Annotated in this window: 15 protein-coding genes; 7 read left to right on the forward strand and 8 right to left on the reverse strand. The window is 33.3% G+C overall.

Going from position 1 to position 21,636, the window contains the following annotated elements:
• Positions 1–140: 140 nt before the first annotated feature.
• Positions 141–2,567, reverse strand: a complete 2,427-nt coding sequence (gene pheT / locus JJQ60_RS20705; RefSeq protein WP_201924436.1) for a phenylalanine--tRNA ligase subunit beta — start codon at positions 2,565–2,567, stop codon at positions 141–143.
• Positions 2,568–2,738: 171 nt separating this feature from the next.
• Here pheT and JJQ60_RS20710 point away from each other — a divergent pair, with 171 nt between their 5' ends.
• The 4 genes from JJQ60_RS20710 to JJQ60_RS20725 all read left to right on the forward strand — a co-directional run bounded on the left by JJQ60_RS20710 (position 2,739) and on the right by JJQ60_RS20725 (position 8,683).
• A complete protein-coding gene (locus JJQ60_RS20710) occupies positions 2,739–3,968 on the forward strand; it encodes a peroxiredoxin family protein (protein ID WP_201924438.1) in 1,230 nt (409 codons plus the stop codon).
• Positions 3,969–4,116: 148 nt separating this feature from the next.
• Positions 4,117–5,217, forward strand: a complete 1,101-nt coding sequence (locus JJQ60_RS20715) for a DUF2911 domain-containing protein (protein ID WP_201924440.1) — start codon at positions 4,117–4,119, stop codon at positions 5,215–5,217.
• Positions 5,218–5,386: 169 nt separating this feature from the next.
• Positions 5,387–7,480, forward strand: a complete 2,094-nt coding sequence (pta, locus tag JJQ60_RS20720) for a phosphate acetyltransferase (RefSeq protein WP_201924442.1) — start codon at positions 5,387–5,389, stop codon at positions 7,478–7,480.
• Positions 7,481–7,498: 18 nt separating this feature from the next.
• The gene (locus JJQ60_RS20725; protein ID WP_201924444.1) at positions 7,499–8,683 is read left to right on the forward strand and encodes an acetate/propionate family kinase; all 1,185 of its coding nucleotides are present in this window, start codon (positions 7,499–7,501) and stop codon (positions 8,681–8,683) included.
• Between the two features lie 90 nt (positions 8,684–8,773).
• On the opposite strand, the gene JJQ60_RS20730 is transcribed toward JJQ60_RS20725, so the two are convergent.
• Complete coding sequence (locus tag JJQ60_RS20730) at positions 8,774–8,962, reverse strand: hypothetical protein (RefSeq protein ID WP_201924446.1); 189 nt, start codon at positions 8,960–8,962, stop codon at positions 8,774–8,776.
• 281 nt (positions 8,963–9,243) lie between these two features.
• On the reverse strand, positions 9,244–9,429 hold the full coding sequence (locus tag JJQ60_RS20735) for a hypothetical protein (RefSeq protein ID WP_201924448.1): 186 nt from the start codon (positions 9,427–9,429) through the stop codon (positions 9,244–9,246).
• A gap of 352 nt (positions 9,430–9,781) precedes the next feature.
• On the opposite strand from JJQ60_RS20735, the gene JJQ60_RS20740 reads away from it, so the two are divergent.
• The 3 genes from JJQ60_RS20740 (at position 9,782) to JJQ60_RS20750 (ending at position 16,661) form a co-directional block, all read left to right on the forward strand.
• On the forward strand, positions 9,782–12,361 hold the full coding sequence (locus tag JJQ60_RS20740) for an endonuclease (RefSeq protein WP_201924450.1): 2,580 nt from the start codon (positions 9,782–9,784) through the stop codon (positions 12,359–12,361).
• A 755-nt stretch (positions 12,362–13,116) separates the two neighbouring features.
• Positions 13,117–14,589, forward strand: a complete 1,473-nt coding sequence (locus tag JJQ60_RS20745) for an SMODS domain-containing nucleotidyltransferase (RefSeq protein ID WP_201924452.1) — start codon at positions 13,117–13,119, stop codon at positions 14,587–14,589.
• A 110-nt stretch (positions 14,590–14,699) separates the two neighbouring features.
• Complete coding sequence (locus JJQ60_RS20750) at positions 14,700–16,661, forward strand: AIM24 family protein (RefSeq protein WP_201924454.1); 1,962 nt, start codon at positions 14,700–14,702, stop codon at positions 16,659–16,661.
• A 24-nt stretch (positions 16,662–16,685) separates the two neighbouring features.
• On the opposite strand, the gene JJQ60_RS20755 is transcribed toward JJQ60_RS20750, so the two are convergent.
• The 5 genes from JJQ60_RS20755 to JJQ60_RS20775 all read right to left on the reverse strand — a co-directional run bounded on the left by JJQ60_RS20755 (position 16,686) and on the right by JJQ60_RS20775 (position 21,614).
• Positions 16,686–17,141 carry a hypothetical protein gene (locus JJQ60_RS20755; RefSeq protein ID WP_201924456.1) on the reverse strand — a complete coding sequence of 152 codons (456 nt, stop codon included), beginning with the start codon at positions 17,139–17,141 and terminating at the stop codon, positions 16,686–16,688.
• A 124-nt stretch (positions 17,142–17,265) separates the two neighbouring features.
• Positions 17,266–19,410: a molybdopterin-dependent oxidoreductase gene (locus tag JJQ60_RS20760; RefSeq protein WP_201924458.1), complete on the reverse strand. Its 2,145-nt coding sequence runs from the start codon at positions 19,408–19,410 to the stop codon at positions 17,266–17,268.
• Between the two features lie 230 nt (positions 19,411–19,640).
• Positions 19,641–20,018 carry a nuclear transport factor 2 family protein gene (locus tag JJQ60_RS20765; RefSeq protein WP_201924460.1) on the reverse strand — a complete coding sequence of 126 codons (378 nt, stop codon included), beginning with the start codon at positions 20,016–20,018 and terminating at the stop codon, positions 19,641–19,643.
• A 63-nt stretch (positions 20,019–20,081) separates the two neighbouring features.
• Positions 20,082–20,618 carry a hypothetical protein gene (locus JJQ60_RS20770; RefSeq protein WP_201924462.1) on the reverse strand — a complete coding sequence of 179 codons (537 nt, stop codon included), beginning with the start codon at positions 20,616–20,618 and terminating at the stop codon, positions 20,082–20,084.
• Positions 20,619–20,696: 78 nt separating this feature from the next.
• Positions 20,697–21,614, reverse strand: coding sequence for an AraC family transcriptional regulator (locus JJQ60_RS20775; RefSeq protein WP_236669189.1), 918 nt, complete (start codon positions 21,612–21,614; stop codon positions 20,697–20,699).
• Positions 21,615–21,636: the final 22 nt, after the last annotated feature.

The following is a 21,636-nucleotide window of genomic DNA, read 5'->3' on the forward strand; positions in this document are numbered from 1 at the left end:
CTGAATTATATATATAGTTGATTATACGATTGGATAGGTCTATTAACTAGATAGATGTTATTCTAAAACTGAGATATTAAAAACGCCTTTGTATAAACTCAAAGGCGTTTTTAATTGATGTTATTTAGGAATATAATTAATTATCTAAGTTCGGCTCCTAATTTATTTACAAAATTATGTTGCAGCTTATTCATGATCTTGTCTATTTGCTTGTCAGTAAGTGTTTTGTTTTCATCTTGCAATGTAAAACTTACTGCATATGATTTTTTGCCTTTAGGTAAATTCTTGCCCTGGTAAACGTCAAATAAATTGATGTCTTTCAAAAGCTGTTTTTCGGTTTGTTTGGCTATAGTGTGAATTTCTTCAAATTTCACAGAATCATCTAAAAGTAAAGCAAAGTCACGACGAACTTCCGGAAACTTTGGAATATCGTTATACCAAATTTTATTATGCTTTGCGTAATCTAAAATAGCATCCCAATTAAAATCAGCGTATAAGACTTCTTGAGTAATAGAAAAATGCTTTAAAATCGATTTTTTTACAATTCCAAAATCCACTAGTTTGGCTTTGCCAAGACTAATAGAAAGCCCTTCAGAAAATAGATCATTCTTAATAGGAGTAGCTCTTGTTTTTGTTAGTCCAAGGCGTTCTAAAACAGAGGATACAACACCTTTAAGATAAAAGAAATCACCATGTTCTTGTTTCGAGTTCCAGTTTTCTTTTGTTCGGTTGCCCGAAATAAGAACGCTTAGATGCTTATTTTCGATTCTTTTACCATCATAATCATGATAAGTTTTACCAAATTCGAATAATTTTAGATCCGCACGTTTCCTGTTGATGTTATATGCAATCGCTTCGAGTCCAGAAAATAACATGGATTGTCTTAAAACTGCCAGGTCATTACTAAGTGGGTTCAACATCTCAACATTATTTTCCACTTTAAGTTGCTCGCTTAAGCTTAGATATTCTTGAGTGGTAAGCGAATTGGCCAACATCTCATTGTACCCCTGACCAACTAATTGATTTGATATTGTATTCCGCACATTGTGATCAGAAAACTTGTCAATATTAGAAATAGAAGCGTTTAGTTTCTGTGTAAATTCTATATTATTGTAACCGTATACTCTAAGGATTTCTTCAATTACATCAACTTCTCTTTGTACATCATTTCTGTATGCCGGGATAGTAAGTCCGATACCTTTTTCTGTAATACTATTAATTTTAATATCTAATGATGTAAGAATAGATTTAATAGTTTCTTGAGGAAGTTCTTCTCCAATTAACTTAGCAGCATTTTCAAAAGACAAAAATACTTGGAAATCTTCAATCTTTTTCGGATACAAATCTATGATTTCACTAGAGATGTTACCACCTGCCAATTCTTGTATTAACAATGCTGCTCTTTTCAGAGCATACTCAGTAATATTCGGATCTATACCTCTTTCAAATCTAAATGAAGCGTCAGTATTTAATCCATGGCGTTTTGCAGTTTTACGTACACTAACTGGATTGAAATATGCGCTTTCCAGGAAAATTGAAGTAGTACTCTCTGTCACACCAGAATTAATACCACCAAAAACACCAGCAATACAAAGTGGTTTTACGGCATCACAAATCATAAGATCCTCTTCATGTAATTCTCTTTCTACCTCGTCTAGAGTAGTGAACTTAGTTCCAGCTTCTAATGTTTTAACTTCAATGGCATTACCTTCAATAAAATGAGCATCAAAGGCATGTAATGGTTGTCCTAACTCATGCAATACATAATTAGTAACATCAACTACATTGTTTTTTGGAGTTATTCCAATGGCTTTTAACCTATGTTGTAACCAAGAAGGAGATTCACTTACTTTAATATCAGAAATAGTAACTCCACAATATCTTGGAGCTAGAACGGGATCTTTAACCTCTATATTAATCTTGTGTAATCTGTTTTCAACTCTAAAATTGCTTACAGACGGAGTAATAAGTTCTAAATTGATGTCTTTTTGCTGTAATCCAGCTTTAAGATCACGGGCAGTACCCCAGTGACTCATAGCATCTGCGCGGTTGGGAGTAAGTCCTATTTCAAAAATTTGATCATTTTCGATATCAAACACTTCAGAGGCTTTTGTACCTACAGTAAGGTTAGAATCAAGTACCATGATTCCATCATGACTTTTTCCTAGGCCTAATTCATCTTCGGCACAAATCATACCGTGGCTTTCTTCTCCTCGAATTTTACCTTTTTTGATAACCCATTCTTTTCCTTCATCGTCATAGAGTTTTGTACCAATTGTCGCTACAGGCACTTTTTGACCAGCTGCCACATTTGGAGCACCGCAAACGATTTGTACAGGATTATTGTTACCTAAATCTACCTTGGTAATCTTTAATTTATCTGCATTAGGATGTTTTTCGCACGCAAGAACTTGTCCTACGACAACACCTTCCAATCCTCCTTTTACACTTTGGTAGGTTTCAATTCCTTCTACTTCGAGTCCTAAATCTGTAAGTAATTCTCCTGTTTTTTCGGCATCCCATTCTGGGTTGATGAATTGCTTCAGCCAGTTATATGAAATCTTCATCTATGATCTTTGTAAATTCAGTCGGTAAAGATAATATATTGGTTAGAGGTTACAAACAAGAAATCTATCTTAATATTGAACTAGAAGTTATTTTTAATTCTTAAAAAAGAAGGTTTATTCATAATTCGGAAAAAATAAAATTTATCCACTTAATTTTTTACTTTTGATAGAATGAAGAAACAAATCATTTTAACGCTAGCGATAACCTTAGTATTTTTTTCGTGTAAGAAAGATCAACCTAAAGAACCTGTAGATTTTAAGAGTGGCCCTTGGAAAGCTGTTTTGGATGTTCAGGATAATAAACAACTCCCTTTTTTGTTTGAGGTCATGGAGGACCAAACATTAAAAATCTTTAATGCTGAAGAAACCATAGATGTAGATGAGATAGAGATAATAGGGGATTCTATAAAGATCAAATTTCCTGTGTTTGAAGGATATGTTGCTGCAAAATTTATAGATTCTATGAGTATCTCTGGTAGTTTTATAAAAGAAAGTTTAGGCAGAGTAGTACCTTTTGAAGCAAAATACGGGGAACAGGATCGATTTGAAATTTCTTCCAAACCAGCAGCTAATATTGCCGGTAATTGGGAAACTATTTTCAGTGCCGACAGTGAAGAGGATAGATATATTGCTAAAGGTACATTTTCTCAAAATGGTAATATCGTTACTGGAACATTTAGAACTACCACTGGGGATTATCGATATCTTGAAGGAGTACTAAATGAAAATCAATTACAATTATCAACGTTTGATGCAGCCCATGCATTTTTATTTACTGCGCAAGTAACTGATAGTATTATGAATGGTTATTTTTATTCTGGTAATCATTGGAAAGAACCATTCACCGCTAAGAGAAATGAAAACTATGAACTCCCCTCAGAAGATTCGTTAACCTTTCTAAAAGAGGGTTATGATGCTTTTGCTTTTGATTTTCCTGATGCAAAAGGAAAACAAGTTTCTTTAAATGATCCACAGTTCAAGGATAAGGTTGTAATAGTGCAGATCATGGGTACTTGGTGTCCTAATTGTATGGACGAAACAAAGTATTATGTTGATTTTTATAATCAAAACAAAGAAAAAGATATAGCTATTGTTGCGTTAGCATTTGAATATGCTAAGACTAAAGAAAAAGCTTTTACATCTATAGCAAGATTACAAGAAAAGCTAAAAGTAGAGTATCCAATTCTTCTAGCTCAGTTTGGTACTTCGGATAAACAAAAAGCTCAAGAGAAATTACCAATGCTTAACCATGTTTTATCATATCCAACTACTGTTTTTATTGATAAAAAAGGCAAAGTACGTAAAATACACACAGGTTTTAATGGTCCAGCTACAGGGCAAAAATATATTGACTTCAAAAATGATTTTGAGAAGTTTGTTAATCAGCTGTTAATGGAATAGATTGGTTTAACAATCAATTATGACTTTCTTGATGAGTTTAACACTATGGTAACATTAGGATAAATTTTTACCTCTTAAATTGTTGCTGTTGAAGCTATAAAAAAGCTTCAATACGATAACAATTAATTCAAATCAAAAAACATCAGTCATGAAACAATCAAATCTGTTTGCAGTATCTACTGCTGTATTCTTGTTGTTGTTCTCTATTGAGACAACAGCACAATTAAAAACTCCAGAAGCCAGTCAACGGGCAAAAGTATCACAACGAGTTGGAATAACTGATATTACCATTGATTATGGTAGACCCAGTGTAAAAGAACGAGAAATTTGGGGCAAATTAGTGCCTTATGGATATAATGATCTCGGTTTTGGAACATCTAAAGCTGCACCATGGCGTGCTGGTGCCAATGCGAATTCAGTAATTAAATTTACGCATGATGTAAAAATTGAAGGAAAAGATATTAAAGCTGGTAAATATGGACTACATATTGCTTTAAAAGAAGATGGAGGTGCAACGATTATACTTTCTAATAACTATACTTCTTGGGGAAGTTATTTTTATGATGAAAAAGAAGATGCCCTTAGAGTTGATGTTCAAACCAAAGATGTTGCACATACAGAAACATTAACTTTTTTATTTCCAGAGTTTGATGCGAATAGTGCTACAGCAGCTTTACGTTGGGAAAAAAAGGAAATTCCTTTTAAGATTGAAGTGAATGTGAAGGAGATCGTAATGAATAAAATTGAAAATGATTTACGAGGTTCTAAAGGGTTTTCTCAGTCAAATTGGGACAGTGCCGCTGGATATGCCTTTAGGGCAGGAGAACTGGATAAGGCTTTAGAGTGGGTTAATACCTCTATAACTGGAAGTTTTTTTAGTAAAGAAACATTTAATAATCTTTCACTTAAGTCCAGAATATTGGCAAAACAAGGCAACACAACAGAGGCGATGACATATGTTGACAAGGCTGTAAAATTAGGTAATGCAACGCAAGTTTTTAGATTAGGTTCGGGTCTTATTAAGCAAGGACAAAAAGATAAGGCATTTTCGATTTTAAAGGATAATGTAAAAAATACTAATGGTGTGTGGCCATCAAATTATGGTTTAGCAAGAGCATACTCTGCAAATGGAGATTATAAAAATGCAATTAAGGCGATAAATACTTCATTACCCCAAGCTCCGGAAAGATTTAAAGCAAGATTAAACGGAGACCTGGAAAAATTAAAAAAAGGAGAAGATATTAACTAATGATATTGAACAATACAGTATTTAAAAAGGTTTAGAATTTTCTAAGCCTTTTTTGCTGAAATTATAAGTGTACTCTTAAAAAATGATCATTTCATGGAGTAGTTTTATTCCTTAATAATTTTATGGTAAAGGTGTATTAGTGTATCTTTGCATCACCAAATTTAACCACATGAGTAAAGCCGTTTATATTGCTACTATTGAACCTAATAGTGGTAAATCTATTGTTGTTTTAGGGATGATGCGTATGCTACTTGGTAAAATAGCCAAAGTAGGATATTTTAGACCTATTATTGACGACCCTGCATCAGGAGAAGTAGACAACCATATTAATACCGTGATATCCCACTTCGAGCTAGATATCAATTTTAAAAATGCATATGCATATACCCGCAGCGAAGTATTACAGAAATATAATCAAGGAAAATCAGGAGAGATAATTGATGGTATCATTAGAAAATATAAAAGCCTTGAAGAAAAATTTGATTTTATTCTTGTAGAAGGTACTGACTTTTCTGATGAAGGCAGCATTATTGAATTCGATATTAATGTAATTATTGCCAAAAATCTAGGAATACCTGCAATTATCGTTGCTAGTGGTATTGACAAAAAGAATGAAGAAATTGCAGGAAATCTGAAATTGGCTTTCGATACGTTTAACAGCAAAGATGTTGAGGTTTTGGCTATGGTGGCTAACAAAGTGACACCAGGTTGCGAACAAGAATTGAACACTGCTTTTGAAAAGAATTTTAAAAATGGAGTAGAGAGAATAATCATACCAAGGGTAAATTCTTTGATCAATCCTACCATTAAAGAAATTGTAAACGAACTAGATGGTACCGTTTTATTTGGGAAAGAGTATTTGAATAACCAAGCAGGTAATTTTGGAGTAGGAGCTATGCAATTGCGTAATTATCTTACCCATCTTAAAGAAAACAGTTTGGTGGTAACACCAGGAGATCGCGCTGATATTATTTTGGGAGTATTGCAGGCTAACATTTCAGATAATTACCCTAAAATCTCTGGAATTATACTTACTGGAGGAATTATCCCTGAAAAGCCTATTCTTAAATTAATTGAAGGAGTTTCGATATCATTTCCGATTATATCTGTTCCTAGTGGAACCTTTTCCATTACAAATCAAATAGGAGCCATCAAATCAAAAATATATGTCGATAACCTGCAAAAGATTAATACTTCAATAAGTACATTCGAAAAATATGTAGATGAAGACCATTTGGCTGATCGATTGATTACTTTCAAATCTGAAGGATTAACTCCGCGTATGTTTCAGTATAACTTATTGAGAAGAGCCCTGCAACATAAAAAGCATATTGTACTGCCAGAAGGAGCCGATGAAAGAATCCTAAGAGCTACATCCAGATTATTGGCTTCTGATGTAGTTGAGATTACATTAATTGGTGATCAGAAGAAAATAAAAAACAAGGCTGTAAAACTTGATATTCCTATTGATTTTAATAAAGTAAATATTGTTTTTCCTACCGAATCTCCATATTATGATGACTATGTGCAGACATTTTATGAGTTAAGAAAACATAAGAATGTAAATCTTGATATGGCCAAAGACATGATGGCAGATGTTTCGTATTTCGGTACAATGATGATTTATAAAGGTCATGCCGATGGTATGGTATCTGGAGCGATACACACCACTCAACACACCATAAGGCCTGCATTACAATTTATCAAAACTAAACCAGGGGTAAAAGTAGTTTCTTCTGTCTTTTTTATGTGTTTAGAAGATCGTGTGTCTGTGTTTGGAGATTGTGCAATTAATCCAAATCCTAATGCTGAACAATTGGCAGAAATTGCAATTTCTTCTTCAGAATCGGCTTCGGCTTTTGGCATAGAGCCTAAGGTAGCAATGCTGTCGTACTCTTCAGGAACTTCTGGAAAAGGAGCAGACGTAGAAATTGTAAGAGCTGCCACTACAATTGTTAAAGAAAAACGACCCGATCTTAAAATTGAAGGACCGATACAATACGATGCCGCTGTAGATATGAAGGTCGGACAAAGTAAGCTTCCCGATTCTGAAGTAGCAGGGCAAGCCAGTGTTTTGATATTTCCGGATTTGAATACCGGAAATAACACGTATAAAGCAGTACAAAGAGAAACTGGTGCATTGGCCATTGGCCCAATGTTACAGGGACTAAATAAACCAGTTAATGATTTAAGCCGTGGATGTACAGTAGATGATGTATATAATACCGTTATTATTACGGCGATCCAGGCGCAGGGATTATAAAAAAAATAAAAAAGGGAAATGCAAATACTAGTATTAAACTCAGGAAGCTCTTCTATAAAGTTTCAATTATTTTCTATGCCACAAGCACGAGTAATTTGTTCTGGTCTTGTAGAGCGTATTGGTTTAGAAAATGCTAAAATCACATATACTTCTAAGAAAGATGAAATAGAAAAAATAGGCATAATTAAAAATCATCAAGAGGGGTTGCACTTGATAGCTAAATATTTGATGAGTACTGAAGTGGGAGTGATAAAATCTGCTTCAGAGATACATGCCGTTGGTCATCGAGTAGTGCATGGTGGTAGTACTTTTGCCGATACAGTCGAAATTACTGAAGAAGTGAAACAAAAGATCACTAAGTTATCGGCTTTGGCACCTTTGCATAATCCGGCGAATTTAGAAGGGATTTTAGTGGCCGAAGAAATTTTTCCGGAAGCGAAACAAGTGGCCGTTTTTGATACAGCTTTTCATCAAACTATTCCTGTTGAAGCTTATAAATATGCCATTCCAAATAAATTTTTGATAGAAAACAATATAAGAGTGTATGGTTTTCATGGGACTAGTCATAAGTATGTATCGGAAAAAGCAATTCAATATCTAGAAAAACCGAAATCCAAAATTATAACAATTCATTTAGGAAATGGTTGTAGTATGACTGCGGTTAAGAATGGAAAGAGTATTGATCATACCTTAGGTTTTGCTCCCATGAATGGATTAATCATGGGGACACGATCAGGAGATATTGATCCCGCAGTAATATTTTACATGGTAAATTCTTTAGGGTATTCATTAGATGAGGTAAATACACTATTACAAAAGGAAAGCGGAATGCTTGGACTTACAGGGTATAGTGATCTTCGTGATATTGAGTCAGAAGCAGAAAATGGTAATGAAGATTGTATCTTGGCCTTAAAAATGAATGCATACCGTATCAAGAAGTTTATTGGGGCTTATGCTTCAGTAATGAGCGGCTTAGATGCCATAGTCTTTACAGCGGGTATTGGAGAAAATTCGGATGTGGTACGAGAATTAGTGTGTGAAGATCAAGAGTTTTTAGGAATTCAATTGGATAAAGAAAAAAATAAGAAACGATCAAAAGAAACAAGAGATATTAGTACTTTGTCCTCAAAAGTGAAAATTCTTGTAATCCCAACAGATGAAGAATTTGAGATAGCTAAACAGTCTTTCAATTTGCTTGCATAATAAAAAGGCAAACTATAAAGGTTTGCCTTTCAAATTTTGATTACAAAATAAGACTTGTATGATATTTAGAAGTTCGAAAATTTCAAAATATTATGCCCAAATACAACTTCCATTAGGTTGACAATATCCATAATCGCAAAATACAAATCCGCTAGGAGTAGTAATACAGCATTGTCTTGGACCACCACAATAAGGTCTGCCAAAATTTGATCCAATCACTTCCTGTTGCTCTTTTTTTGTGAGTTCATGAACTCCATTAAGTTTTAAAATTTTTTTCATTAGTAATAAGTATTAAAGAGTTAATATGTAAAGATTACTTCTAAAAATATTGTAAAGTGTTGGAAATAAAAAAGGTATGTTCTTGACATTTATAAATTTCAACTACTTAATGAATTATTATGGGGGTATGAAGAAGAGCTTCGATTTTAAAGAAAAAAGACAAACTATAAGTTTGCCTTTACTCAATAATCGAGATTTAAATGCTCTGAGGCCTGCCACGAAATCAAAATTATTTTCCAACCGATGCCTTGCGGACTAGCCCTGAGGTAGTTTGCTTCTATTTATGCAAAAATGCATCGCCCCCAACGGTCACAATATCCGGGTTCGCAGAAGGTTTGTCCTCCCCATCCAATAAGGCACCCTCTACCAGATGGGCAACATCTCGCTCTAGAAGATGCACCTCTAACTTGCTTTTGCTGTTCTTTATTTAGTTCATGAACACCAGTTAAATTTAAAATTTTTTTCATTTGTGTACTATATTTAAGTTAGTACCTAAATATAGTTTAAATTACTGATAGACAGGGGTGTTAAAACCTAAAAAGAAGTGAGGTTCTATTGAAGTAGGTTTACCCATTTAGTGTTATTTTGGCAGAACTTATTTGAAGTATAATTCTGATGGTTGATGTAAGAAATAACTTATTAACAAATGTTAAATACCTTAATTGACTGTATATTAGTTGTTTATATTGTTTTTTTGAGCTAAACATTACATTATCAACATACTGCATAACCATATGGTAACATAGGATGCTGGTAAGTTTAATAAAATAATTTTAGCTTCGGGCTGGAATAAATAAACTAACTCACAATACAACACACATGAAAAAAGTACTACTATTTATGCTGGTAGTATGCACTATGGGATATAGTCAGGTGCCGGCATATTACAACGATGTAAATCTTAATTTATCCGGAAATGCTCTTAAAAATGAATTAGGAGCAAAAGTAACGAATACTCATACAACTTTTCTAACCTATACTCCTGGTGTTTGGGAGGCCCTGAAACAAACAGATTTGGATCCAACTAATGCATCAAAAGTGATTTTGATTTATGGATATAATGACACCGATGGAAACTCTACTACAGATAGAACAAGAGGAGTCGATAATAATGGAGGGGGATCTACAGATTGGAATAGAGAACATGTGTATCCTAAATCATTAGGAACTCCAAACTTAGGTACAGAAGGACCAGGTGCAGATGCGCATCATTTAAGACCTGCAGATGTACAACGTAATTCTTCCAGAGGAAATAGAAAGTTTGCAGACGGATCCGGAAACTCTGGTGCCACAGGTCAAGGACACTGGTATCCGGGTGATGAGTTTAAAGGCGATGTTGCTCGTATGATGATGTACATGTATATACGATATCCAAATCGTTGCTTACCTACTAATGTAGGTATAGGAACAACGGCAAGTGGAGACAGTAATATGCTTCAGTTGTTTCTTGAATGGAACGCAGAGGATCCGGTTTCACAATTAGAATTACAGCGCAATCCATTGTTAGAAAATATACAAGGCAATAGAAATCCATTTATTGATAATCCTGCTTTTGCAACGCAAATTTGGGGTGGACCACAAGCCGAAGATAGATTTGGAAATACAGGAGGTGGAACAGATACTACAGCTCCAAGTACACCTACAAATCTTGTTGCTAGTAACACTACTCAAACTTCAACAGAATTAACCTGGAATGCTTCTACAGATAATGTTGGAGTCACTGGGTATTTTGTGTATCAAAACGGAGGGTTTATGACCTCTACAGTTTCGCCAACTTATGTTGTAACTGGATTAACTGCAAATACCAGTTATACTTTTTCAATAAAAGCTAAGGATGCTGCAGGAAATGTGTCTTCCTCAAGTACAGTAATTAATGTGACTACTCAAGACAATACTTCAGGAGGAGGAAATGCAACAGAGTTGTTCTTTTCTGAGTATATTGAAGGCTCTTCAAATAATAAAGCATTAGAAATAGCAAACTTTACCGGAACCTCTAAAAACCTTTCTGGATATGTGATTAAAAAACAAACTAATGGAGCCGGGTCTTGGTCAGGTGGGTTATCCCTTTCTGGAAGTTTAGCGAATAGCGATGTATATGTGGTTGCTAATAGTTCGGCATCTACAACGATTAAAAATCAAGCCGATGTTTTATCATCTTCTACCGAAATGGTGTTTAATGGAAATGACGCTGTAGGATTATTTAAAAACGGAGTTTTAATTGATATTATAGGAACATTTAATGGGGGTTCATCTAATTTTGCAAAAGATGTAACATTAAGAAGAAAAGGAACTGTCTCAGCTCCTTCTGCAACATATACAACATCTGAATGGGATTTGTATCCTCAAAATACTTTTGATGATTTGGGAAAGCATACTTTCAATGGAGGAGGAGGTAGTGCGGATACTGTTGCGCCCTCAGCACCTACAAATCTGATTGCATCTAATGTAAATGAAACTAGTGTCCGCCTTTCATGGACCGCTGCAACTGATAATATTGGGGTTTCTGGTTATAATGTGTATCGAGACGGAGCGTTAATAACTACTGTAACGGGTACCTACTATAATGTTACTGGGTTATCTCCTGGTACAACCTATACGTTTGAAGTAAATGCATATGATGCCGCTCAAAATACCTCTACATTAAGTAATTTGGTTTCAATAACCACACAAGATGTGGTGATTTCGTATTGCGCGTCAAAAGGAAATACTACCAATTACGAGTTTATTGATTATGTTGGTATAGGTGGGATTTCCAATGCTACAGGAGCAAATGGAGGATATAGAGATTTTACATCTCTAGTAGGAAATCTTCCTTATGGTACAAATACGATTGTATTAAGCGTTGGATTTGTTAGTTCTTCTTATACAGAACATTGGGGAGTATGGATTGATTTTAATAAAAACGGAACCTTTGAATCTTCTGAAAAAGTTGTGACTGGATCTACATCAAGCTCGGGAAATTTGTCATATAACTTTACGGTCCCTTCTAGCACTCAAGCGGGTAGTACCCGAATGAGAGTTTCCATGAAATGGAATGGAGCTCCTACTTCTTGTGAAACCTTTGGATATGGAGAGGTAGAAGATTATACTGTTAACATTGGAAGCACAGCAGCTAGAGCAAAAGGATTTATAGAAACAAATATTGATGGAAAATTAGAGCAAGAAAATAAGGTGTATACCGCAAACGTATATCCTAACCCTGCAAAGAACTATATTAGTATAGGGACTACAGATAATAGAGAAGTAGAGTATAAGTTAATCGATTTAAAAGGAAGTGTCATCAAGTTTGGAACAACTACGAGAAGTACTATTCCGGTAGGAGACATTAAACGCGGCATGTACATCTTAGAAATTAATAACAATGGAAGAATTATTTCAGAAAAAGTTATTTTTGAATAAAAATAATTAATGATTTTTATTATTGGATTATTAAACAACAAGCCCCCAAAATTTTAAATTTTGGGGGCTTGTTGTTTTTAGAAATAGAAGTTAAATCCATAAATAGATTACGTTAATTTAATGAGTATGTTATGGTTTTTTAACAATTATTTGACGTTTTTGATAAAATAACGTGTAACTATTCCTTTTTTTAAATAAAAATATTAAAGTTAATTACTTGTATTTTACGATGAAATACATGGTTTTTTTGATGAAATTGCGGAAAACCATAAGGTTGTTATTTTTTTTGTAATCTGTTTCTTATTTCTGAAGTATTGCTATTTCTGCAATTCGAAAGGATTGTGAATTAAAACCTTATTTAAAATACGGTTTAACCGTAAATTTATATAAGTGCTAGTTTGTAAATTTATAAAAGTTGAACAAGAGCTTATGTTTAAAAGAGCTTGTAAATAAAATAGCATATGATATAAAAATACTATTTCTACATTAAAACATAACCAAAACACACAAATCAAAATTACTCTTAAAACTTTTCAATTTAGTCTTAATATTAATGGATAATTAAAGGCTATAAATGGTATAAATCCATTGCATTATAACGTAAATATCGATCTCATTCTGCAAATCATGATAATATGATCTATGTATTTTAACCGCTTATTACTATGATCAATAGTATACTCGATTACTACATCTCAAGGCTTCTATTATCATGTTGAAAATAACTTTTGTGTAATTGGAAAATATAAGAGAGAATGAGTATATCTATAAATTTTAATCAGTTTTGTGAGAATTTAAAGATTTCTGCTAAGAAGAAATCAATAATTTCTCTTCGACATAATTCTATCTGTAAAAAACTTAATAATGATTTTTGGAATATGAATACTGACAATGGGGGTATTTATGTCGGATCCTATGGTAGAGAGACTGCAAATGATCATATTGAAGAGATTGAAATGATCTTCGAAATGCCATATCGATTGCAGGAAGAGTATTCTAAAAAACCCAAAAACGGACAGTTTTTATTTTTAGAAGATGTAAGAAGATCAATTGCTACCTTATATCCTAACACTTCTTTGATACAAGATAAGTTTGGAATTAAAGTTTCCTTTTTTGATAATATGAGCTTTCATATAGCTCCGGTTTTTTTTGGAAAAGATAATGTACATGTATATGCAGATCCACGTAAAGGTGGAAGCTGGAAAACTAAAAACTTTAAAAAAGAAAAGGAAACCATAAGAATAGGAGACATTGCCACGAATTATAATCTTAAAAGATTGTGTAGAATGATTAAAGCATGGAAACACCATTGCAATGTTCCGATTAAAAACATTCTTATTGATACATTGGCTCATAAATTTTTAATGTCCTGGCAATATAAAGATAAACCTTATTCGTATTATGATTTAATGTGTAAAGATTTTTTCAAATTTCTTATGGATCAAAAACCATCCGAAAAAGAATGGAAATCAATAGGAGGGATGCTTATTATTCCTGATTCATTTAATTTTAGGTATAAAGCAGTGATGGCCCATCATAAAGCCGAAAGCGCAATTACATTTTCTCAAAATAATGAACATTGGCTATCGATATTAAAATGGAAGGAGATATTTGGTTCAGAATTTCCAGAGTCAATTCCATTAGAAAACCAACTTAGAACGTTAGAACAAAATGTTTCTAAAACATATAACGTTCAGAAAAAATGTATGAATATACTTATAAAACGAAGAGTCATGTTTTCTTTATTACAAGTTTTATCCGCGGTAGCTATACCATTGGGACTTTTGGTAATAGAGTACACTAAAAACTTTGGTTTTGGTTTAAGCGTGTTTTTTACGTCAGTATTACTTTTTATAATGAGTTTGATATATAGAAAATCAAACCAGGTTAGGATAATTTTAAAACATAAAACATCTGCAAGATTAGCTATGAAAATTCATAAAAAAATTCAGCAATCTCTTAGGGATCTATACTATAATGATATTGATATATTGATTATACAAAAAAGAAAAAATAAAATTGTTTCAAAATTTCAGTCTTTGTATCAAGGAACGTCTATGCATGTAAATAAAAGGTATCTCGAAACGATTAAAGAGTTGCCCATTACTTCAAACGTAATTAGTGAAACATTTATAACACCATCCTCAAAATTAAGAATACCAAAATGGGAAGAAAATAAATTCAGTAAAGAAAATCATGTACAACAAGCAGTAAATTATAGAGACTAATATAAAAGGCAGTATTCATTTTAATACTCCAACGCATTAATACCGTAGCAGAAAAAGATTTATTTGTAATTGATTATCTTGTAGAAGAATAACCAACACAAATCTCTTTTATGTATAATTTTAACCAGCTAAAACAGCTTCTTGTAAAAGAAGGGCCAGGTAACCTCTTTTTACTTATTGTTCTCGTTGGTATTCTTCCTGCTATAGAAGATTTTTCACTTTTTGCTGTTTTTGGTTTCTCTATATCTAAGTTTCATGTTCATGAAGAGTTTCGGTTACTATATACTATTTCTTTATACTTGATTCCTTTAGGTTTAGCATTAACAATGGGAGGCAAAAATTACTATCGCATTTTAGGATTGTTGCCTACTTTTTTTGCCGCATATGTTTTTGTAATCGGTAACTCCAAAGAAGTTTCGTTAGAGGAGTACCAAGCATTGATTGGAATTCTTCATTTTTTATGTTATAAAATCGCATTTCTTTATTTTATTGTAAAAGGGAAATTACGCTCTATACCTTTTTTATTGACCTTAATTTTAGTTTGGATTTTACTCGATATTCAACACTTGGTATTATTTTTAACCTATACTGTGCTCATACGTTTTTTATTCCTTGCCTTCAAACAAAATATTGCCATTTTTAGAGAAACCGGACTTCAGAAAACAGCTCAATTGGCAATTAAGTCTTTCTTTTACTGGTCACCATTATTGATTTTTATTATCCCGGGAGCAATACTAAATAATAAAATGAATAAAGCTTCTATTGATCAGCTTTATAATAATACATTTATAATGTCTACTAACGAAAGTAGAAAGTATGAAAGAGATCAGTTTGAAAAAGACCTTGAGTTTTCTCTTGAAGCCGAAGTGATTTGTCTACATGAGGCTATCGAAAAGGGGAATAATGAGATAGTACGTATCGTTAAAAGTGAAACAGATGACATCCCGGGAGAGGTAGACGATATTTTTAAAGGAATTTTTAAACCATCATTACCCCAAATGGCCCCGGTTTTTAAAGAGGAAGATTGTGGTTTTTGGGGAAAGCTCAATATTACTTGTCAAGCAAAAAATAGTGCAAAAAACACCGTAAATAAGTCTTATGTAAAGCAACGCAAACGAATGAGAGAACTTTTGGTTAATGAAGTTGATAAATCTACCAAAGATATTCAAAAAGGAGTTGAAGGCTCAACAGATGGGATTAATGATCTAATGCTGCAGGAGATCGATGCTATTACAGAAAAATTGAAATTTACAATCCAATCTACATTTGATACGATATTGTTTATTAATCTTCTTTTGGATATCGCATTTGGTTTTTTGATTCTCAAGAGTTTTTTATATGTGTTCTCTAGAGTGGCTTTTTCATCTGATGATGAAAACTATGTAACTTTATTAGAGGGTGATAAAAATACTTCAATTGGGACATTACATAAAGCTGGTAACCAATATACTATAGATCCTGCTTCTACAAAAGAAAACTATTTTGTTTCTCGCTCCTTTGAACCTAGTGGTAGAGCACCAAAATTTTCATTACCTCAATGGAGATCTGCTATTTTAGCAAGAATATTTACTCGCAATTATGCCATGAATAAAGTGGTCATGAAATCGAGACCAGAAATAGTTCATTTTAAAGCCATGGGTAGTCACGAATTTGTGGAGTGGGATATTAAAGAAGGAGAGGAGGTGGTTTTTCACTTTAAAAACTTTGTAGGAATGAGTGAGGGGATCAAAATCTCGGCAATACTAAGTTTAAGATTAACGTCGCTACTTTTTGGACGTTTACTATTTACAACGGCAAAGGGTCCCGGAAAATTAATTTTAATGACCAAAGGAGAACCTATAACCGCAGAGCATACTAATGCCAATGCTAGTGTAGCGACCAGTAGAATTTTGGCGTGGCAAAAAAATACACGTTTTAATGTAGAATCAGAACTTAACTTAGTAGATGTCTTTATGAGTGGTATTTACCTCAAAAAGAAAGAACATGACCTAATCCTCATAGATGCAGATATTAAAGGTCCTTCCAAAAATGGGATTGTTCGATTTATTAAGAATTTTATATTACCAATATAAAACAATTACTATTTATTTACCTGATCACTTATTAATAACGTACAATAAATGACTGCCAGAATCGGCAGAAGTATCCAGCATAACGGCAATAGTACTTTCTTTAGAATCAAATATATGAAGTGCTTTGTTTTCTCCTTGTTTCTCTGATTTTATTTTTGAATAGTCTGTCATAAAATGTGATAATAAGCGTAACACATAGTTTTGATCATTGGTGAGATAGGTTACTTGCTTAGAACTTTTATTGATTCGTACGCCATAATAAAAGCCGTCCGTTTTTTTCCAGTTGTAGAATATATATTTATTATGTTCTTTAGTATCTTTTAAAAACCCCTTTGTTTCTAAGAAATCGCTTAATCCTTTCATATCACCAGAACTAGAAAAATTGGTCAATATAGCACATTCTTGTTCTTTTAGATATTGGCCTGTAATATGATTTGAGGCTAAAAAAAGTAATAAACTAAAGATTAACGAATATTTCATGTTTTTAAGTATTTGATCAAACTTTTTTAATAACTAAGGTTGGGATTAGTATTTAAACGGGTTCTTTGCTTTTATATTTTTTTCATTATAATTTTTGTGTTCAAATATCCCTGGTTTGAGTGTATTATGTCTGCACAGTTTCAATTTTCCTGATAGCTACAGGATGACCATTAAATGCCATATTATACGATAAAGAATCCAGTCTATTATGATCCATTAATTGATTAATATTAGCCCCTGCATTACGTTTTGCTGTTTCCATTTGAACCCCATCTCCATAATGCCCCCAACCATGAGGAATACTGATTGTACCCGGTATGATATTGGTTGTTACCTCTGCTTCAATTGAGATGGCACCAAACTCTGAATATACTTCTACCATTTCTTCTGGTTCGATGCTATGGCTTGCGGCATCATTGGGATGAATCATCATAGTACATCGTCTTGACCCACCTTCTAGAACAGGTAAATTATGCATCCATGAATTATTGCTACGCAGATGTCTTCGTCCGATTAGTTTTAAGGGGTATTGTTCTGCGCTTTGAGGAGTCAAAAGTTGTTCTACTTTTTTCATTTCCTCAACAAAAATTTCTGGCATCAGTTCTATACGCTTATTCTTTGTAAATAATCGTTTGGGAAGTACAGGGCGTAAAGGTGCTAATTCTATGCCTTCAGGATGCTTTTTTAAACGCTTTAAACTTACACCATCTTTTCGTAAAAAACGACCTCCCCATACACCATATGGACCTGTTTTGAGAGCTAAATCCAGTTTTGTTTTTGGGTGAATTCTGGACATAATATTACTTTTTATTCGTTGAAGTATGTTTCCGGTAAATAAACGTCTTTGTAATTCTCCCATGATTTGCCAATCATAACGCTGTTCTTTAGAAATGGATAAAGGAGCAGGGCTAAATTTTGTGGTATTACGAGTAGCTATCATATGCAACACAAACGAATAATGCATGGTTTCTAATCCCACGGCAGGTGGCATAATAAGATCGGCATGTTGTGTTGTCTCATTTATATACATATCAATCGCCAGCATAAAATCTAAACTGGCTAAGGCTTTTTCTACGAGTTGAGAATTGGGAGCAGAACGAGCAGGATTACCGGCAATACTAATAAAGCCTCTTATCTGATTTTTGCCTTCAGTCAAAATTTCATCAGCCAGGGTCGCTGTTGGAAATTCTCCCACAATCTCTTTGTATGATTTTACTCTGCTACTATAGCGAAACATTTTTGATTCGTGTGCCATTAAAGTCACATAATCTATGGCCGGTAAAGTAAATAAGAGCCCGCCTTTTTCGTCTAATTGGCCAAGTAATACATTAATACAAGTAATTAGCCATTGACATAAGGTGCCGTATGATTGCGTATTAACGCCCAATCTTCCGTATACTACACTATGGGAGTGTTTTATCAAATCATCCACAATATGTGTGATTTGTTCTACGGTCATGCCCGTTATAGGAGCTACCATTTCTTTGGTATAGGGTTGGACCATTGTTTTTAACTCTTCAAAATGATCTGAAAGTAAAAGAGCTTTAGAAGTAGGGACGCCATCTTGTAGTACCAATTCATTAATTATGGCTAATAACAGTAATACATCTTTTTCTGGGTGAATAAAATAATGTTCACTGGCTTTGGTTGCAGTTTCGGTTTTACGTGGATCAATAACAACTACTTTTCCTCCTTTTTGTTGAATAGATTTTATTTTTTCTCGAATATTTGGAGTAGACATAAAACTACCATTAGAAGCCATAGGGTTAGCTCCTATGATAAGGAGATAATCTAGGTTGTCTATATCAGGAATTGGAGCCATCATTGCATGACCAAACATCATTTGATTTACCAAAAAAACGGGTACCGAATCTAAACTGTGAGAGGCAAAGCGATTTTTAGTATTTAAGGCATTAATGGTATCATATAAGGTTATTGCAGTTCCAGTATTGTGAACTGTTGGATTTCCAGTGTATGTACCTATAGCATCATTACCATATTTTTTTCTTATGCTTTTAAATTCTTTTTCTGCTATTGAAAAGGCTTCATCCCAAGATATGGTTTGCCATCCAGAAGCGGTTTTTTTTATAGGCTGCTTTAATCGATTAGGATCATTGTGTAGATCTTTTAGAGCTATGCCTTTGGGACAAATGTGCCCATGACTGTAAATATCTTCTTGGTGCCCTTTAATTCCAATTACCTCGTTATTTTGTACTTCAATCGCTAAGCCGCACATTGCCTCACAAAGATGGCAAGTACGGTATTTCATTGTTTTTGGCATGACTTGTAAAGGTATTTATTAATGAAATTATGAATACCAAAGGGAGCTTCCATTATTAGTATACACTAATTTTTGGAACCATCTTTGACTATGGTAATTAGTCTTTATGGGGCAGACATTATCAAATATCACACAAAAGTGATAAAGGTGTATAGCTAAGATAATAAATGTGAATGAAATTTAGAAGGCGACGCTATAAAGCATCACACATTGTGTTTTTAGTACATGGTGTTTGGATTTTTTGAATGTTTTGGAATCTTCTGAATCGAATCCCAATGTTCGCAGATCTTCCCATTTTCATCAAATCTAAAAAAATCCATAGTAACATACTCATCATTTCCTGGCCAGGTTTGATGTGTATGCAGGGCAACTAGATTTCCCTCGGCGATACACCGTACAAATTGTATAGATTTCTGAGGATATTCATTTTGCATACGATCAAAATAAGCAATAAACCCTTGGGTTCCGTCTGCAACATCTGGATTGTGTTGAATATATTCTGAACCTAAATATAGCTCTACAGCTTTTTTAGGATTTCCTTCATAGGCCATCTTGTAAAAAGCAATCGCATTTTCTTTATTCTTCTCTAAATTCATTTGTAAAGTATTTCGTTATATTCTTATAATATGAGTGTTTGTATTAAGAAAAGATAGCTCTTACTACTTAATTCGAGATCCTTTTTCTATATATTTCCAAATACTGGGATTTTTTGGATCACCATATTTATTTTGGCCTGTCCACGTATATGTATTGAAGTCTTCTTCAAAGATAATTTCTCCATACCTTTCATGATATTCACCCTTATTTTGATCTTTATCATTTTGAATGATTAGTTTGCGCTTTTTTGGATCCCAATGTAGAATATCAAATAAGATCTTAGGCCAATTACTAAACATAGATACCATTTCAAATTGTTGAGCTTTAGAATTATAATGAATGTACCAGGTATAGGTTCTTTCTTTGCCACTTGATGAAATGGCTACAGATTTTAACTCAATGTATGTACTATCTAGTGTATATTGACAGGTACGCGTACTTTTTTCCCACCATTTTTCTTCTTTATTATCTTCTCTAACTTCCCATTTTCCAATTAAAAAATCTAAGTCCTGAATACTTTTTTTCTGTGCAAGAATGGTCCCTGTTGCAAGTAATAGTGTAATTAGCAAAGATGCTTTCTTGAAGAATATAGTTTTCATACTATGGTATTGAGTGTTAAGGATGATAGGTATGCCCCCTAATGAATATGGCTTACACCTATCATCTGTAAAGTGTTTTTATTCTATAGGAATGTAAAAGTCTACAATACATTTCCTTTCAGGGTGTTCATTAAAATTATTATGATAAATCTCAAAAGGGCTTCTATTCGCCTTTTTATATCCATTTTCGTTCATCCATAAAAATAGTCCTGTCCATGATTTTTCAAATTCGTCCACGCCAATTTCAAAACTACCTATAATACATTTTCCCTGTTCAATTGTAGTTAATCCTATTTCTCCTTCAGTTTTAATTGGTTTATCTAGTATAATAGAAGCACTCATCCTCACTTTATTTGCTTCTGTTATTTTGAAACTATCATAATAGATGGTAGCCATTTTTGCATGTTCATTCATTAATCCTTTTGGCGTTGCCCATTGAATTAGTTTTTGATAGGCAGCTTCAAGATTTTGTGAACCAATACATGAGACATATGCCAAATTCATTTTTGATATTCTCTTGACTTCAATTTTTGCACTCATTTGTATCCATTTTTTTAGGTTATTAATGATACAAATATATTTTTCGCGATCAGGATACTCTTGACCATTCTTGCTTTCGAGTTGACAAATCTTGCTAAACTTGTTTGGATTTTGTTTCCTAAATTCTGTTGGACTTACAGAATAGTATTTTTTAAATGCCCTGGTAAATGAAGAATTGTCGTTAAAACCATAGGTGATAGAAATTTCAGATATTCTACGAGTGGTATGCAATAAATCAGAAGCAGATTTTTCAACCCTTCGTCTGGTTACATATTCATTTAGGGTTTCAGAATGTGTATATTTAAATATTCTATGAAAATGAAAGGGAGAGAAGCAAGCGATTTCTGAAATTGTATTTAGGGATAAATCGCCATCCAGGTTTTCATCAATATATTGATAAACTCTATTGATCCTGTTTTTATAATCTACTTGGATTTCGTTTTCTATTATCTTCATTTTTTAAATGCATTCTAATAGT

Source organism: Aquimarina mytili (assembly GCF_016735115.1).
Lineage (GTDB): Bacteria > Bacteroidota > Bacteroidia > Flavobacteriales > Flavobacteriaceae > Aquimarina > Aquimarina mytili.